Here is a 16,836-nt window from a genome sequence, read left to right on the forward strand (position 1 = left end):
AGTAAAAACATATTTCTTATAAGGTGGGTAAAATGAATCCATTTTCTTACGGTGCAGAGTCTTCAGCAGAACAATGTTTAGAAAATATGGACAGAATATTTATAGGATTGGGGAAGAAAGGTATTAAAGTTCATCCTTCTTGTCGTTTTTCTATTTTCAGAAAAAATTTCGAGGAATTCTATAGCAAAGTGATTGTTGGAGATGAAGATACAGAAAGTTTTAATTTACCCGAATTACTGGAAGGATACAGGGATTACTGTGAGTTAAAGTTGATATACTCTTCAAACAAATTAATGTCTGAAGCAATTAATGATGTACGTAAGATAATGTCTGGCAATTCACTTAACTCGATGGATAAGAATAGAACAGCAAGAGACATACAGTTTCAACTTTCTTTTGCTGCGCATCTTGAGTTAGCCGGGTATAGCTTAATAATTCATGAGCCTGATTTCTTGGTCGAAAAAAATGGAATGATTTATTCTGTAGCGGCTAAAAGACTGTCAGGCAAAAGTTCAATATATAACAATATTGTAAAAGCAGAACAACAAATTTTGAACCATTCATATCCAGGGTTTATAGCATTGTCAGTAGAGAGATTAATGGATGAAAAGGATTTCCTTTTGTATCTTGATGACCCAGACCAAGCATCAGAGATTTGTTACAGGCTTATGTATAAACTTATAGCTTCTAATTTTAATTCCAAGCACTTTGTTCGAAATGATCAAGTAAGGGCACTTTTATTTTCATTTTCAATGGGCTGCATCTCTCCAAATCTTGAACCAGGCTATTCATCTGCGTTCACTTACTTTTCGGTGAAAGAACCAGAAAGTAAGTACGGTAAAGAAGTGGAGAGTTTCTTCAGTCATTATTGCATTACTGATGAAGATTTTTTTCCGGTGTAAGGCTGTCTACTCAACTCGTTTTACAAAAAGAAACTTTAAAAACTGGCGGAACAAAACTTAAAATAAGTTTGTTCCGCTAGTTTTTTATTATGGGTCTATTTTCTATAGTAAGTTGATTAATTTTATTCTCAAGTAGGTGAAGTGGAAACCGCTAATTTAGACGTTAGATATAATAAGTCTTCTGACATTTGCTAAGGGGGTTACTTACTTTCTTCCCCAAGCAAATATCCCACAGAAACCTCCAAAGCTTTTGCTATTACCACCACTTCATAATCCTGAACAAGTCGGTACTGACCCTCAAGACGTGAGAGACTGGTCTGACTGATATCTAAACCCAATGTTTGTAGTCTGGCTAGGAATTCTCGTTGTTTAATACCTTTGCTTTTACGAATAGCTACGACTCTGGAGCCGATGATGTTTTTGTCTCCAGGTGGTTCTTGTCTATGTTTCATTATGTACACCCCTCATTTCAACCAAATTGTATGAGAAATAATGGTTGTTTTAATGCGGATATCGAATTAAAATAAAATAAACCGATAATCGCATTAAAGTGATTGCTCATGTCTAGTCTTAACAAGACATGATGCAGTTTAGACCCATCAGAGAGGTGCATGTATGAGCCGGTTGCTTGACTTATTGGAAGAGGAACGGCGCAAGCTTAATCAGCTTGGTGAGGCATCCTTGAAGCAAGCGATTCCGTTGTGGGACAATCCTGCGGTTCAGGAACAGAGCCGGAGGGTGGATGAACTGGTGGCACGAGTTAGTGAAACGAAGGCGAAACATAGTCGAGTGGTACGGTAATGAGCGAAGTACATAATGCGTAGGGGAGGATAAGCTATGGATTTTCCTTCGTGGATGCAACGAGCGATTCAGGCCAGACTGGATGAGGTGACTGAACAGATCGAGCATGATCCTGAACTTAGTCGTGTACGTGGGGAAAACGACGAAGCGTTTGAAGCTTTGTTTGCTGGTAAGGATATCGAACAGACACCTGAATATACCGAATGGGAGAATCGTTACATTGTTAGAAAAGGCATAGAAAATGAACGGTTATACATGCATGGGCTGCGAGACGGCATTCAGCTAACTGTATCTTTGCTAGGACAGTCGATGTTGGTGGAGAGAGGTCATGAATCTGACTAACGCTAGTTGATTACGAACTTAGCAGTGTGAAAGGCCCGTGCATGCTTACATAGCTTAGCTTGGTAAGCGTGCACGGGCTTGATCCACTAACGCGAACCCATAAGTCATGGGGGAGCGACCCCGATCTACACTTAAAAACCCGAGCCGAAGCGTGAATAACTCGCTTCGGCTCGGGTTTTAATGCTTTACTTTTCCCAACAACAAATCCTTACTTACCACTCACAGACTTGAACCAATCATTCACTTCTTGGGTGATCTGGTCGCCGCCGTTGGATTTCCAGTTAGCTACGAATTGGTCGAATGCATCGATTGGCAGTTTGCCATAGATGATTTTGTTGAAGGTTTCGAGTTCGGACTGACGGAGCAGGTTCCACTTGGAGACCATGGTTGGTGTGGCTGCGCCAGTGAAATAGTTTTGTTTGCGGATGTCGATCTGGGACATCACGACTTTACCTGCATACCAGTTTTCCGGTTTACGGAATTCGGCGATTTGTTTCTCGTATGGTGTTTCAGCTTTCTCGCCGTTGGCGAGTTTCACGAGTGTTTTCATGTACAGGTCTGGAATACGCGCCGGGCCGGTCAGGAACGGGAATTCGTTGGAGAAGTCTTTGATCTTGTCCTTGTCACTGGTCGGTTGACCATCTACGACATCCCAGTCATACCCTTTGGCAAAGCCGTACTCATACGGGCTGCCTGCTTTCGGGTCCGCAAGGTTTTCCAGCAGGTAGTTGTAGTACAGGAAAATCGCTTCCGGGTGCTTCGCGTCTTTGTTGATCATGATACTTGCGTTGACGCCAGAGTTCTGCCATTTCGTACCGATCTTGCCGTCTGGGCCAGCCGGAACAGGGTAGGCTTTGTATTTCGCGCCAGGTACGTTCTTCAGCAGGTCTGGAGCAGGCCAGTCCGGTACCCAGTTTGCGCCAGGCAGGATGCCGGCTTTGCCAGCGGTCCAGCTTTCGGCGGATTTACCTTCGTCCCATAGCGCGGAGTCGGCGTGGATATATCCTTTTTCCATCCATTCAGCCAGCTTGGCAAGGGCTTGTTTCGCACCCGGGTTCACGGAGCCGTACTCCAGATTGCCGTTTGCGTCTTTGTTCCATTGTTCTTCAATTGTACCGTATGCACCGAACAACCAGTCCAGTCCACCCATCCAGGTGTTGGTGTTGTTTTTGAGCGAGATTGCCAGCGGGAATACTTTGTCTGGAGACAGACCGTCCGGGTTCTCGTTTTTGAATTTGTCCATGATGTTCTCAAGGTCTGCGATGGTTTTAGGCGCTTGCAGGTTCAGCTTCTCCATCCAGTCCTCACGAAGCCAGAGCAGGGTATCGTCGTTATCGGTGTACTCCATGATGGGCATGTTGTACTTTTTGCCGTCCTTGGTGAACGGGTACCACAGCTCAGGATGTGCTGCCGCGTGTTCTTTCAGAATCGGGCTTGCATACTTCTCGAACAGTTCATCAATGGCGATGAATTGACCGGAGTCGATCAGCTGATTCGTCAATACCGCGTTCGTTGGCACGGTTACAAAATCAGGCAGCTTCTCGCCAGACGCAATTGCGAGCTGCAACTTCTGTCTGTATTGATCGTCAGTGGCCGGATACCACGTATCTTTGTGCTTCATGCCCAGCGTTTCGAGCATCCAACGGTCATGTACGTTGTTCTCTTTGGTATCGCCATGAGCGTATTTTTTCGGCATCAGCACGGAGCTGAATTCGATGGGTGGGTCGTATTTTCCTTTGGCAAACGCTGCTTCCGCTTCCGCAGAGCCGACAGCCTCTTGTGTATCATTCGTGCCTTTCTCACTGGCTGACTCGCCACTGCCGCATGCAGTGATGGTGATGAGTGCGATAACCATGAGCAAGGACCACCATGTTTTGAATTTGATCATTGTTCAATCCCCCTACGATGTATGATCTTTACACTGTAACTGTATCAAGTAGAGCGGGAGCGCATCTATATGAGTTTGTTAGTTTCGATAGGACTCTCTTAGTGAAAGTGTAAAAACTTTGGTTTAATGCTGGTCGCGGTACTCTTGTGGTGTCACGCCGAATTGCCGTTTGAACACTTTGATAAAATACGCCGGGTCCATATAGCCGATCTCCAAGCTGATCTCATATACTTTCTTCGTGGTCGTGACCAGCTTATGGCAGGCCCGATCCATGCGCAGGCGGGCGATATATTCACTGATGCCCTCGCCAGTCTCAATCTTGTAAATCTTGGACAGATGTGTGGGATGCAGGTTCACATGGTCTGCGAGCACACGCAAAGATACATCCAGATGAAGATTTTTATCCGTAAACTCCTGAATCTTCTTCACGTACTCAGAACGGGTATCCTTGACCTCATTGGACGTGCCTTCCTTAAGTTTGGCGAGTACGCCAAGCGACCATTTGCGTAGTTTGCCGATGGTGGAAAAGACTTCGCCGCTTTGTAGCTGCTCAATCTCACTGCCCATTAGTCCTGCCAGAGTGAGCTTATTCCGATGAGCCAGATTCGTGAACGCAGCGGTGATGAGGAATCCAGCCTCCATACAGTGTTCCCATGATTCAGACCATTTCTCGTCCAGTTCGGCACAGACGGCACGTATTTTGTCTTCGGCAGCATCCCATTGACCGCTTTCCAGCAGTTGAATGAAGGTGGGCGGTGTGTACAGCACATCCAGCGGACCTTGTGCCGCAGGTGCTTCGACATCGGTCACCCGCATGACGAATTCGCGCTCGTCCCCGACGATCTGGCGGAAATAGGCGGAGGCCTGACGGAAGCGATCGTAGATCTGTTCCGGGAAGGTGAACCACTCGGTCATGACAATGGAGAGGGAGCCTTTCAGAAACTGTTTTACTTTGGATTGAAGCTGAATGGACAGCTTCTCCAGAATGGTTTCTTTTCCAATATCGCCGCTTCGTTCCTTCAATTGCAGCAAAAACACGACATACCCGTGCTCTTCCTTCACACCCCACACGTGCATAAACTCACCCATAATCTCCTCCGCCATGTTGATAATGGCATATTCGATCAGGGTCTGATCATGGCTGTCGTAGTGGCCGAACTCATTATCCATGCGTACCAGCATCAGCGCGGCATCTCCGGTGTGGAAGGGTAGGTCATAGTTGTCCAGTTTACGTTCCCATTCGCTGGCGGAGAACCGATGTCCCTGTAAAGCTTCCAAAAGTAGGCGTCCCCGCAAATGCGGCAAATTCTCGCGTAGGGTAAACTGCGTCCGCGATAGGGAGCTGACAAGTGCCCATTCATTGTTAAGCTGATCGATGGCTTTCTGCACGGCACCGATCAGTTCGTCATCTGTTGGCGGTTTGAGCAGGTAGTCCACGGCTTCGTATTGGATGGCTTTCTTGGCATAGTCGAATTCGGAGTAGCCGGATAAGAGGATGCATTTTATTTTTTTGTCCCGGATGCGGATGCGTTCGATCAGCTCTATGCCTGTCATTTCCGGCATCTGAATGTCCGAGATCACGATATCAATCGGATGGGTTTCAATGAGTTGCAGTGCTTCACGAGCGGAGTATGCCCGGTGAACCTGTTCGATCCCGAGCGTGTGCCAAGGTTTGGTCATGGACAGGTTGTCGACCCAGTGTGCTTCGTCGTCTACGATGATCATTTGCATGTTGCTTTGTCTCCTTGCTTGAGGGTTTACACGCTTCTAAGCTGACATGTGTTGCAAGCAGTATATCACACCCCAATCCGCTTCTCTATGGAAACAGTAGCGAGCACATCTGCCTTTGAAAAAATGGAATGAAGCATCAATGTCTTAGAATAGGAATCCGATGTATAGGGTGAAATTACAATTGCTTAATTCCTCCTTGGAGAAGTAGGATGGATATGTACGGATGGTCACCCAATCTGGGGCGATCGCTCAGCAAATAAGGAACTACAGAAATACATAAAGAAAAAGATGACAACGACAAAGACGAAAAAGAAGAAGAAAAAACGTATCATTATGGGGGGATTTTGTGAGTACAAGCAATCATTTTTATGTTACATCAGACGAAGGAACTCGTATCCATGTTTATAACTGGCTGCCTGCGAGTGAGACTCAGGTCAAAGGAGTGGTGCAGATCTGTCACGGGATGGCGGAGACGGCCGCTCGGTATGAGCGTTTTGCACTGGAACTGAATCGGAACGGATACATCGTGTACATCCACGACCAGCGAGGGCATGGCAAGACGGCAGAGGTTGTGGAGAACCTGGGTCATCTGGCAGATCGCGACGGATTCGATTGGATGGTGCATGATCTGTATAAACTGACGGGCATCATTAAGAAGAAGTATCCTGAACTCCCTCTATTTTTGATGGGTCATAGTATGGGCTCGTTTGTTACGCAGCGTTATCTGATGCTCTATGGCGAAGAATTAGACGGGGTTATCTTGTCGGGTTCTACACTGCATGTGCGCTTTATTCTTCATGCGGCTGCGCTGTTAACCAAAGAAGAGATTCGGCGCCGTGGCAGACGTGTACCGAGCCACCGGATGAACAAGCTGTCCTTCGGCAGCTATAACAATGCGTTCAAGCCTGTCCGTACCGAGTTTGACTGGCTTAGCCGGGATGCGGAAGAGGTGGATAAATATATCCGTGATCCGTTCTGTGGAACGGTATTTACGACAGGATTTTTTGCAGACTTTTTCAGTGGACTCAAGCAGCTTGGGATCAAAAACAATCTGAATCTGGTGCGCAAAGATCTGCCGATTCATATCTTCGCTGGAGACAAGGACCCGGTAGGTAGCTTTGGCAAAGGCATTATCCGGCTGTACAACGCCTATAAACAGCAGGGCATCGACAACGTGACCTACAAGCTGTATCCGGGCGGGCGGCATGAGATGCTGAACGAAACGAACCGGGACGAAGTTACTGCGGATATTGTGAATTGGCTGGATGAGCGGATGAGCAAGAAAGTATAGGCGTAGTGCAAATGGAAAAAAGAAAGCAAGAAGATAGCAAAAAGTGTAGTAAAGAGGATAGCGAAAAGGATACGAAGAAGATACCAAGAAGAAAGAAAAAACGCCTTTACCGCCGCTACAATGAGCGGTTGGAAGGCGTTTTTAAGTACATACAATCGTTATGCGAGGCCCTTAAGGGATGATCAGGTCAATCTGTCTTTAATCATCCACCTGAGTCGTTCCCACGTTCCTTGTCAACGTCTTCGCTCGGAATTTCCCAGACGATTTCGGTGCGGAAGCCGCCGAGTGGAGATGGGCCGAACAAAAGATAGGAATGGTTGCCAAAGGTGTGAATCATACGCTGATACGTATTCCAGAGACCGCAGCCGACTTCCTCTTGCAAAGGCTCCAGCATTTCCTGGTTCAACGCTTCGTACTGCTCCGGCGTAAGGCCGGGACCGTCGTCATCGATATAGATTTTGCCAAAGTCATTCGCACTTTCCCCGGTTATTCGAATCTCCCCGGATGTATAAGATTTCCCAATCCCATGAATCACCGAGTTTTCAACCATCGGTTGCAGCATTAAACGCGGCACCGATTGGGCAAGCATGTGCTCCGGAATATCAATGTGATATTCAATACGGCCGTTGCGCAGCTTCTGAATATCCAGATAGTTAATGAGCAACTTGATTTCTTCCTGCAATGAAGAGGTTTCACGTTCCATCCGGGTGGTGTAGCGATAGTATGCACTCAGGTTATGCGCCATGGATACTACAGCTTGTTCGTCCTTCATCTGCGCCATGTTGATGATATAACCGAGACAATTATATAGAAAATGCGGGTTAATCTGTGCCTGGAGCTGCTTCAGCGTCGCTTCTCTGGCACGTATTTTTTCCTGAAACACATTTTCGATCAGATCCTGGATCTGGTGGGACATGTCGTTGAAACGGTGGAACAGGAACGAAAACTCATTCTGGTTATTGCTGTGCAAACGCACGGAGTAATCACCTTGCTGTACGCGACGAAGTCCTTTGATCAGCTTCTGAATCGGGTACTGTACATTGCGATAGAGCAAGATGGACGCGGAGATGCCCACAACGAGCAGTAAAATCATGCAGGCATAGAACAGATTCTGGCTCAGCGAGATCGGCTGCAAAATCTGGTACAGCGGTACGACATCCACCAGATGCCAGTCCAGATACGTGGATTTGACGGTGCTGACAAGATAGTTTTTGCCGCCCAGCTCCACGACATCCTGTGTTGTATCTTCTAGCGAGTGAGTATCTAGATAACGGATCAGTTCGCCGGACAACTGCTTGTCAGCGGTGCGGTTTAGGATCGGGGTGTTGCCTTTGTGGTACAAGATCGGATCGCCCTGGCCGCCTGCTTTGTACGTGTCGAGCATATTCTGAATGTTCTCATGGCTAAAACTGGCTTCAATAACCAGATTGCTGCCAGTGAGCATACCTGGTTGTGCTAATGAATCCGTATAGAACCAGTAAAAGGATTGCATGGCGTCTTTCGAGTCGGTGGAATGATCCCCGTAGGTCCATTGTCCGCTCATGTTTTTTTTCAAATACGCCTCATCATAACCTGTATCGCGGGTGTAGTTCGCAATCACCTCTTTGTTCTGCTGGGAGTACACCGCGTAGCGGGTAGGCCATAGATCGGTCACGCCGGTCTGGAGCGTCATTTTCTCCTGAATGATGTACCTCGTCTGCATCTGGTCGTACTTATCCTGCCACAGGTTCAGGCCGTTGAAGGCACGCACATTCGGATCACGCGAAAGAATCAGGCTGAAATCCATCATCTGATTGATGCGCGAATCGATCTGACTGGACAGGAACGTGAGCTGCTTGGTGTTAGACACTTGCAGTTCTTTGCTGACGACGTCATATGTGACGTTGTTCGAATAGGTGTACATGATCAGAATCGGGATGAACAAAATGATGATTAACAAATTGATTTTGGCGAAAAGGCTGAAGCGGGATCGGATTCCTTTTTGAAAAACGTTAAAACGCTCCCATGTATGCATAAAAAGTCTCCTCTATATTCACATACTGACTATATTGCTAAGCTTTTTTCTCACACGTTAACGGAGAGGGCAGAAAAAAACCGGAAAAGCAACGCGGTCGCATTTATCCCCGGATTTTCCCCTTGAAAAGGGAATGGAAAAAATCTGGGGGTAACGGCGATTGGAGGTTTATTCTGCCATCGGAGTGTCTCGTGTGAGGAATGGATGCTTATCAATATAGATCAAACTAACAAAACCCTATCCACCCTAACAATGTTATATAGTCAGACCTCGGAACGGCTTGATACTATTTATATCAGAGAAGCCCAAGACACACAAAAACTTTTTTTGGGAACAGGAGAAGGTTCATATGGAGGCTAAAATGGAGGGTCAACGGCTTCCGCAGGCGAATGCGGGCAACAAGCTGGAAAAAAAGAAGAAAAAACGCTACAAACAGCCGTGGATATTGCACTTCATGGTGCTGCCAGCGGCCATTATGGTCTTTATTTTTTCATATATTCCGATGTCAGGCATTCTAATGGCCTTTCAGGATTATAAGCCCGCGCTGGGCTTCAGTGGTTCGGAGTGGGTGGGTCTGAAGCATTTCGAGTATATGTGGACCAATGATTATTTCCTGCAAATTACGTGGAACACATTATTCTTTGCCTGCTCGAAAATCATCATGAACCTCATCATTCCGTTTATCTTTGCGCTATTGCTCAATGAGGTGCGGAAGATGGCGCTGAAACGTACGATCCAGACACTGGTGTATTTGCCGCACTTCTTGTCCTGGGTGACGTTGTCGGGTATTCTGATCGACATTTTGGCTCAGACGGGAATATTGAATCAGTTTCTGGTGTCGGTGTTTGGCATCAAACCGATTTTCTTCCTTGGTGACGGCGATTGGTTCCGGTTCACCGTCATTATCAGTGATGTGTGGAAAGAGTTTGGTTTTAACACGATTATCTTCCTTGCAGCACTGGCGGGCATCAACCCGGCTCTGTATGAAGCGGCTGAAGTGGATGGGGCGGGACGCTGGAAACAGACGATGTATATCACTATTCCGGCACTTATTCCAATCGGGATCGTTATTGCTACGCTTGCGCTGGGCAACGTGCTGAACGCGAACTTTGACCAAATTTTTAACTTGTACAGCCCATTAATCTATCAGCAAGCGGATATCATCGATACGTTTGTGTATCGCGAAGGTCTACTCAGTGGACAGTTCAGCTTTGCAACGGCGGTCAATCTGTTCAAATCGGTCATCAGTCTGATCCTCATCGTGATCTCGTACCGACTGGCGTACCGTTTTGCCGGATACCGAATTTTCTAAGAAAGGATGATGACGAACCATGTATCATAAAACGTTACCTTATCGCATTTTCAGTATCTTCAACAATGTGTTTCTGACCATCCTTTCGGTGCTCTGCTTGTTGCCGCTGTATCACTTGCTGATGGTATCCCTCAGTTCGTCCGCCCCTGCGAATGCAGGGCTCGTGACATTCTGGCCGATTGGATTTACGTTCGAGGCGTACGCCAAGACGTTTGATAACTCCAATTTCTTATCCTCGCTCTGGGTATCGGTGGAGCGGACGGTGCTGGGCACCGGGCTTGCACTCATCGTCAATACGCTTGCGGCGTATGCTCTGTCCAAAGAAACGCGTGTGTTCCGCGCTCGGAATATCTATCTATGGTATTTTGTAATTACAATGCTGTTCAGTGGGGGTCTGATTCCGGGATATATCCTCATTCTGAAACTCGGGCTGATGAACACGCTGTGGGCACTCATTCTGCCAGGTCTGGTGGCGGTGTTCAACATCATTCTGTTGCTGAATTTCTTCCGCACGGTGCCGAAGGATCTGGAGGAGGCCGCATTTATCGATGGCGCAGGTCATTTCCAGTCGTTTGTGAAAATCTATCTGCCCGTGTCCGTTCCGGTTATTGCTACCGTGTCCTTGTTTATGATGGTGGGGCACTGGAATGCATATTTCGACGGGATCATCTACATTCGTGATTCGGAAAAGCTGCCTCTGGCGACATTTATGCAGACGATCATCGTACAGGGCGACATGACCAAGATGGACCCGCAAGCGATTGCGAACCTGTCCCAGCGGACCATCCGGGCGTCGCAAATTTTCATCAGCGCACTGCCAATCTTGCTCGTGTATCCGTTCCTGCAACGTTACTTTGTAAGCGGAATTGTGGTAGGGGCTGTGAAGGAGTAGGGAGTTAAGGCTGTAATTAGAAGAGTAACAAGAGGATTTGATAAGGAAGCTGCCAAACTGGGGAAGGACAGGGAGGTGGCTTCTTTTTGGTGAATAGTAAAAAGTTTAGATGTGATGTGTGATTTCCATCTATAATAGAAAGTAGCATCTGATCCTAACTTTAGGACATGGAAAGTCGGATTGCTGCTTATATGTTTATATTACATTTTGAAATGAGGCAGAGAACTTTGAAGGTAAAAGCAGGCATCATTAGTGTTATGTGTATCCCATTATTGCTAGCGGGTTGTGTGTCACAGAGTGAACTGGACCAGGTGATGAACGAGAAAAAAGTTTTGGAGGAAAAGCTGGTAAGCCAAGGGAACGATTTGAAAACCGCACAGGAGAAGGTGGAAGCGCAAGAGGGTGAGCTACAACAGCTGAAGGGAGTTACGGATGAAAATAATTCGTTGAAGGAGAAGCTGCTTTTATATCGAAGTGAGGCAAATCCTAAAGTAAGTAACGAATCTAACTACAACACTACAGCTGAGGAAGAGTACATTAATAATTTGATTGAAATCATTGATTTTAAAGCGGTTTATATGGATTCTCTGCTTGATGGAATGGTCCCGGGAGTTGTATTTAAATTAAAAAACAAGGGCGAAAAGACGCTTTCTCGTGTGGAAGTCACCGTTTATTTTACGGATGATCGAGGAAAGAATATTGCAGAGGAATCATACTCCCCAGTAAATGAAATAGGTATAGTTAGTTACAAAGAGCTGAAACCGAACTATACTTTTCAGATGGAAAAGGATCGATTTTACAAGGCAGATCTTGTGCCTAAAGAATGGAAATCAGGCAATGCAAATATAAAAATAACGAAGATTGAGTTTAAAAATGAATAAAGAAGATACACCACTAGAATGGAAATGGTATCTACATAAAGAGACTTTGAGATTAAGTTGAAAGAGAAGTTTGCAAAGGGGAGCTGCCAACTGGAAAAGATAAGGGTGGCGGCCTCCTTTTTGTTCTTGAATCGGAAAGGAGAAAATTTCAAAAGTAACAAGTTGTTCAACAAGATCGAGAATCATTTTTATTGCTTAGATTAGAATGAATGATAAAAAAGATAATGTGCGGAGGTTAACAATGGATATTTTAATGAAAGTATTACTAAGTACGACTTTAATTTACTTTATTCACTTTATAATTAAGACATTTACAGCAAATGAATTTGATAAGTTATTTTTGCTGAAACATCAAATATACTTACATAATACTTTCTTATTTACTTTAGTTTATGTCGTTTTAATGGCATATGTAGCTCTTTTTGTAGTTATAATTGAAGGATTAAAGAATATCAAATACATTGATTTAGTGATGAATTATATATTATTTTTGTATTTAATAAGCTTAATTATAGTCATAGTTCTGTATCTATATAAGAAAGTAAAAGATAAACATAGAGACGTAGAGTTAAAGTTGCCAGCTAAAGTTGCAGATTCTTTTTTATTTTGTGTGTTTTTTCTTAATATACTTGTTTTCTCAAATATAATACATAAGTTTCTAAGGAAAGATGATATTATTGCAAATATAATTAACTGTGTCATACTTTTTAGCCTTTCAACTTATTTTATATTGAAATCTAATTTATATCTTCAAGGTTTTAATAGAAGAAAATGGTATTATGTATTGTCCCCCACTCCAAAAGACATCCATGAAAGGTACTTATACGTACTATATTCGTTAACTGCTACAACTTTGGTTTTGTCAGATGATCCGAGTAATAAAAAATGCCCAAGAAACGTTTATTTATTTGACTTGAATAAGAACTCTTATACTTGTTTCAATAGAGTTACAAATTTACAAAAACAGGAGTGATATTAGGAAGTTAAAAAGTATTAGACTTATGGAAACTTTATTGGCCTTTCTGTGATAGTCTTATTAGAATATATGAGATGAGGGTCATTATGAATATTACACCAGATTCAATGTTGAAAGATCTGAATGAGATTTTACATAGTAGGGGGATAATTGTCTCCCAAAATGTTATAGATATTTTTTGGGAATTCGAATGTTTATGTTATGAAAACGATAAATATCCATTCTATCATTAGCCTTAGGAATAGTAATGAGTACATTTTGCCACTAAAACTTGATGACACTATTATCCCAGGTGTACTTGAAACAACGGGCTATATTGATTTAAGAAAAACTACAAAGGAAGAGGTTGTGGACTTACTCTGTGAAAAAATAAAAATTGGAGAAGCAGAAGAAGGTTTATGTTAATCCCAGGTATGATAGGTGAGGTAATGATTTATTGCCCCCTTCCCCCCATTCCTGCTATAATTCCCGTATATCGACTGCATTGGGGGTTATGACGTGGCAATATGGATGATGCCGGATTGCTCGTTCGCTAGAAAGCCTTACGCAAAGCCTGAATAGGGGCGGACTTTGTGTAGGGCGCGACAACATGAGATCGTGTGCCCTGAAATCAACGTTAATATCATGGTTCAACCCGCAGGCTTTGCACCTTATTTGCTTAACCACTATAAATAAGGGGCTGAAGGCCATGCACACACCATTTATTCATAATCATCAATATAACACCATTCATAAACAAGCCGAATTTCTATTAAAAACGCTGCGCTCGGTCGTGGACCCCAAAGTATTGGATATGGTCCGCTACACCGTCAGTACGAATGCCGTAGGCATCTTCGAGGATCTGACGCTGGCACAGAAGCAGCTGCTGGAGCAGTTATCCACGTATGCGACGCCGCATGACGTGCAACTCTATCTGAATCAGCTTGAAGACTATCTGATTCCATACCCACAGGTTACAGCCAAGCAAATTCAGAAGTTGTTTCAAAAGGCGAAGAAGCTCAAACTTCCTGATCTGGAATCTATCGATTATGTACACACCACGTACCTGAGATGGATCGATATTGCGACAAGCCGTTTGTTCATCGTGTACCCACACGAAGGCAAGTTCCTCGGGATTGAGGGACGAATTACGCCCACGAACAAGAAGGGATACTGTATGTTCTGTCATCGCCATCAGGAGCTTGGATTCTACAACGTGAAGACCAAGGCACAGTCGGCGGACAACTTTGCGTCCGTTGGCCAGTATGTGTGTATGGATGATAAGGCGTGCAACGGGAGCATTACGGATATTAGCATGCTGGAGAGATTCTTGCTGGCAACGATGAAATAAAGCTGGAGATGCGTGTGTAACGAATATAGCCAAATGATTTAAAACGACGTTAGTATCGTAAAATAGCACAAAACACAGGAAAGGCCACTCAGTTGAGCGGCCTTTTTTGATGTGTGATGTGGAGGTTTTACTTACCATAACCGCTCTTGAAAAGCGGAAACGGGGGATTTATTTTACCAAAGGCGGAGCGGAATGTGAGATGTTTATTTTATATCGTGAAGGCCACAGATGTACCCTAACCATTAAACCATTTATTTTGTTGACTGTTCAGCAAATGCGCTGGCATAGTTAACGCCCAACTTGTACGCCTGATTCAGCAGTTCCTCATAGTGTTCCGGCGGAGCATCCACCGTTTCATACAGGAATTCAACCTTTGAATTAGAGACACCACAGTAATCGGCGATACCGACATTGAGCAGGTTTTGAATGGATTCACCGTAGTTACGCTTATTCATCTGTTCTTCCGTCACACCGGAAAGAGCGATCCACAACATTTGCTCATGATGCAACTTGTTCGAACCATAGGCAAAACTGTTGTTCATGACGCGGTCAATATACCCTTTCAGCATCGCTGGCAGATGCCACCACCACAGAGGGAAAACAAAAGCAATCGCATCGTGTTTCTTGAGCCGTGTAATTTCCGTTTCAATCTGAGGGGAGAATCGCTGATTATCTTGCGTATAGTCCGGTTCATCTTCTGCTCGCAGGATCGGATCAAAACCAATCTCGTGCAAATCCACGATTTCAGCTTGATGACCTGCTTCTTTCAGACCTTGAACGAAACGATCGGTGACCTGAAAGGTCAGGGAATCTTTGCGCGAATGAGATACCACTACTAAGACGTTCATTATCAATCACAACCTTTCTGGAGCCTGGTTCGGTAGCCATAGCTCCTCTGCTGATGCTATTATAAACAGAGTTGAAAACATCTGGAAGTACGCACTTTATTGTTCTATAGGGAGATGAAAGTACCCTAGGAGCATGAAATTTGAACGTGAAACTTAAATGTACCTTGATGGAAATGTCATGATTTAAGAACCCTGATATAAAGAACCATGATATGAAGGCCATGACATTGAGGCTCAGAAAGATATCGGAGGGAAGATCAAGATGGAACAAGGCAAGACAGATACTGAGGCTCGCAAGAAATATAGAGTTGGCGTTGAAGCGGCGCTGGAAGTAATGGGTGGCAAGTGGAAGCCGCTCATTATTTATCATTTGTTTACAGGTTGTAAAAGAACGTCAGAGCTGAAACGGTTAATCCCCGAAATTACGCAGAAAATGCTGACCACACAGTTGAGAGCACTGGAAAAGGACGAAATTGTGCAGCGTAAGGTATACTCCGAGGTTCCTCCGCGAGTGGAGTATGAGCTGACAACGTATGGATTGGGACTTAAGCCTGCGTTGGATCTTCTGTGTTATTGGGGAGAAGAGCATCTGGATAAGGTTTACGGCGATAAGTCGAAGGTGTTGGAGGATTTTTAATTCCAGGAAAACGTGAAGGGCAGGGGAGAGAATCGGTGGAACATAAAACTAACCTACCCAAACAGACTGTGCCGATCCGCTGTGAAGGGGTTGCTGTGGTACTCTTGAAGAAGTATCTGAATGAATTTCATGTGCTGATGCTGAAACGGGCTGGTCGAATGCTGCATGGTGAGTGGTGTTATATCGGCGGCGGTATTGAGCAAGGGGAAAAGGCATGGGAAGCCGCTCTTCGAAAGGTCCGTGAAGAAACGGGCATCACGGATATTCGTTTATACACGTCTAATCAGTTCGAACAGTTCTATTCACAGGTAGAGGATTATATCTATATGGCTCCCGTATTTGTAGGTTATGTGCACGAGGATCAGTCTGTCCAGTTGAATCATGAGCATAGCGATTACCGATGGATGACGTTTGACGAAGCCAAACACAACGCGGCACTGCCCGGAATTGATGATATTCTGGGTTTTGTAGAAAAGCATTTTGCCAGAAAAACACCTTCCAAGTGGTTGCAGATTAATATAGAAAATGATTAGGAGGAATATTGCATGACGTATAATACGATTTATCCAAGAGCTATACTGCAATTAATTTGTATGCTCATGATTGTAGTTTTATTTTCTCGAAATGTTTTTTACGGTGAAAATGGTGTTATGAAATACATCGCTATATTTTTTTTCGTCTTTATTCTCGGTTACATCCTTTTTGGACTATGGCGTTTGCTGTTCACCAGACCTAGCATTACGCTGGAAAGTGATCATATCATCTCTACCAAATTACAGAAATACGATGCATCTCAGATTGAGTGTATTTATATGAACTACAGTCGAATCGGGTTTAAACGCTATGGCAAACGGATTGTGCCAATGGATTTATGCTTTTATTTTAAGGGAGATCAAGAGACCGCTGGTGTAGAAGCTGTCCGTAAATGGGCCGCGCGGAACGACAAAGAAATCAAACATAAATTCTTTCAATCCTGGGTGTAGACCGGCAT

18 protein-coding genes are annotated in these 16,836 nt (G+C 44.6%); 13 read left to right on the forward strand and 5 right to left on the reverse strand.

The window, feature by feature from the left end:
• The first annotated feature begins 32 nt into the window (after window positions 1-32).
• On the forward strand, window positions 33-902 hold the full coding sequence (locus M3629_RS00670) for a hypothetical protein (protein ID WP_251502459.1): 870 nt from the start codon (window positions 33-35) through the stop codon (window positions 900-902).
• Window positions 903-1,102: 200 nt separating this feature from the next.
• Here M3629_RS00670 and M3629_RS00675 read toward each other — a convergent pair whose 3' ends face one another.
• The gene (locus tag M3629_RS00675; RefSeq protein ID WP_251502460.1) at window positions 1,103-1,354 is read right to left on the reverse strand and encodes a helix-turn-helix domain-containing protein; all 252 of its coding nucleotides are present in this window, start codon (window positions 1,352-1,354) and stop codon (window positions 1,103-1,105) included.
• A gap of 163 nt (window positions 1,355-1,517) precedes the next feature.
• Here M3629_RS00675 and M3629_RS00680 point away from each other — a divergent pair, with 163 nt between their 5' ends.
• On the forward strand, window positions 1,518-1,703 hold the full coding sequence (locus tag M3629_RS00680) for an aspartyl-phosphate phosphatase Spo0E family protein (RefSeq protein WP_251502461.1): 186 nt from the start codon (window positions 1,518-1,520) through the stop codon (window positions 1,701-1,703).
• A gap of 36 nt (window positions 1,704-1,739) precedes the next feature.
• Complete coding sequence (locus M3629_RS00685) at window positions 1,740-2,045, forward strand: hypothetical protein (protein WP_251502462.1); 306 nt, start codon at window positions 1,740-1,742, stop codon at window positions 2,043-2,045.
• 208 nt (window positions 2,046-2,253) lie between these two features.
• Here M3629_RS00685 and M3629_RS00690 read toward each other — a convergent pair whose 3' ends face one another.
• Window positions 2,254-3,933 (reverse strand): ABC transporter substrate-binding protein, encoded by a 1,680-nt coding sequence (locus tag M3629_RS00690; protein ID WP_251502463.1) that lies wholly within the window; start codon window positions 3,931-3,933, stop codon window positions 2,254-2,256.
• 123 nt (window positions 3,934-4,056) lie between these two features.
• Window positions 4,057-5,664 (reverse strand): response regulator transcription factor, encoded by a 1,608-nt coding sequence (locus M3629_RS00695; protein WP_251502464.1) that lies wholly within the window; start codon window positions 5,662-5,664, stop codon window positions 4,057-4,059.
• Window positions 5,665-6,010: 346 nt separating this feature from the next.
• Here M3629_RS00695 and M3629_RS00700 point away from each other — a divergent pair, with 346 nt between their 5' ends.
• Window positions 6,011-6,955, forward strand: a complete 945-nt coding sequence (locus M3629_RS00700) for an alpha/beta hydrolase (RefSeq protein WP_251502465.1) — start codon at window positions 6,011-6,013, stop codon at window positions 6,953-6,955.
• Between the two features lie 202 nt (window positions 6,956-7,157).
• On the opposite strand, the gene M3629_RS00705 is transcribed toward M3629_RS00700, so the two are convergent.
• A complete protein-coding gene (locus tag M3629_RS00705; protein WP_251502466.1) occupies window positions 7,158-8,969 on the reverse strand; it encodes a sensor histidine kinase in 1,812 nt (603 codons plus the stop codon).
• Between the two features lie 361 nt (window positions 8,970-9,330).
• Here M3629_RS00705 and M3629_RS00710 point away from each other — a divergent pair, with 361 nt between their 5' ends.
• The 6 genes from M3629_RS00710 to M3629_RS00735 all read left to right on the forward strand — a co-directional run bounded on the left by M3629_RS00710 (window position 9,331) and on the right by M3629_RS00735 (window position 14,360).
• Window positions 9,331-10,281, forward strand: coding sequence for an ABC transporter permease (locus tag M3629_RS00710; RefSeq protein ID WP_435368187.1), 951 nt, complete (start codon window positions 9,331-9,333; stop codon window positions 10,279-10,281).
• 19 nt (window positions 10,282-10,300) lie between these two features.
• Window positions 10,301-11,173, forward strand: a complete 873-nt coding sequence (locus M3629_RS00715; protein ID WP_145328683.1) for a carbohydrate ABC transporter permease — start codon at window positions 10,301-10,303, stop codon at window positions 11,171-11,173.
• A gap of 227 nt (window positions 11,174-11,400) precedes the next feature.
• Entirely contained in the window at window positions 11,401-12,054 is a 654-nt protein-coding gene (locus M3629_RS00720; protein ID WP_251502467.1) for a hypothetical protein, read from the forward strand.
• A 241-nt stretch (window positions 12,055-12,295) separates the two neighbouring features.
• A complete protein-coding gene (locus M3629_RS00725) occupies window positions 12,296-13,027 on the forward strand; it encodes a hypothetical protein (RefSeq protein WP_251502468.1) in 732 nt (243 codons plus the stop codon).
• A gap of 204 nt (window positions 13,028-13,231) precedes the next feature.
• A complete protein-coding gene (locus M3629_RS00730; protein WP_251502469.1) occupies window positions 13,232-13,435 on the forward strand; it encodes a hypothetical protein in 204 nt (67 codons plus the stop codon).
• A 283-nt stretch (window positions 13,436-13,718) separates the two neighbouring features.
• A complete protein-coding gene (locus M3629_RS00735; RefSeq protein ID WP_251502470.1) occupies window positions 13,719-14,360 on the forward strand; it encodes a FusB/FusC family EF-G-binding protein in 642 nt (213 codons plus the stop codon).
• A gap of 251 nt (window positions 14,361-14,611) precedes the next feature.
• Here the strand turns inward: M3629_RS00735 and M3629_RS00740 are convergent, their stop codons facing one another.
• Window positions 14,612-15,208 carry an NAD(P)H oxidoreductase gene (locus tag M3629_RS00740; protein WP_251502471.1) on the reverse strand — a complete coding sequence of 199 codons (597 nt, stop codon included), beginning with the start codon at window positions 15,206-15,208 and terminating at the stop codon, window positions 14,612-14,614.
• A gap of 262 nt (window positions 15,209-15,470) precedes the next feature.
• On the opposite strand from M3629_RS00740, the gene M3629_RS00745 reads away from it, so the two are divergent.
• The 3 genes from M3629_RS00745 to M3629_RS00755 are packed head-to-tail and all read left to right on the forward strand — an operon-like array spanning window position 15,471 to window position 16,828.
• On the forward strand, window positions 15,471-15,845 hold the full coding sequence (locus M3629_RS00745; RefSeq protein ID WP_285887964.1) for a winged helix-turn-helix transcriptional regulator: 375 nt from the start codon (window positions 15,471-15,473) through the stop codon (window positions 15,843-15,845).
• Between the two features lie 35 nt (window positions 15,846-15,880).
• A complete protein-coding gene (locus tag M3629_RS00750) occupies window positions 15,881-16,378 on the forward strand; it encodes an NUDIX hydrolase (RefSeq protein ID WP_251502472.1) in 498 nt (165 codons plus the stop codon).
• Between the two features lie 12 nt (window positions 16,379-16,390).
• The gene (locus tag M3629_RS00755; protein WP_251502473.1) at window positions 16,391-16,828 is read left to right on the forward strand and encodes a hypothetical protein; all 438 of its coding nucleotides are present in this window, start codon (window positions 16,391-16,393) and stop codon (window positions 16,826-16,828) included.
• Window positions 16,829-16,836 lie beyond the last annotated feature (8 nt).

It is taken from the genome of Paenibacillus polysaccharolyticus (assembly GCF_023714295.1).
GTDB lineage: Bacteria > Bacillota > Bacilli > Paenibacillales > Paenibacillaceae > Paenibacillus > Paenibacillus polysaccharolyticus_A.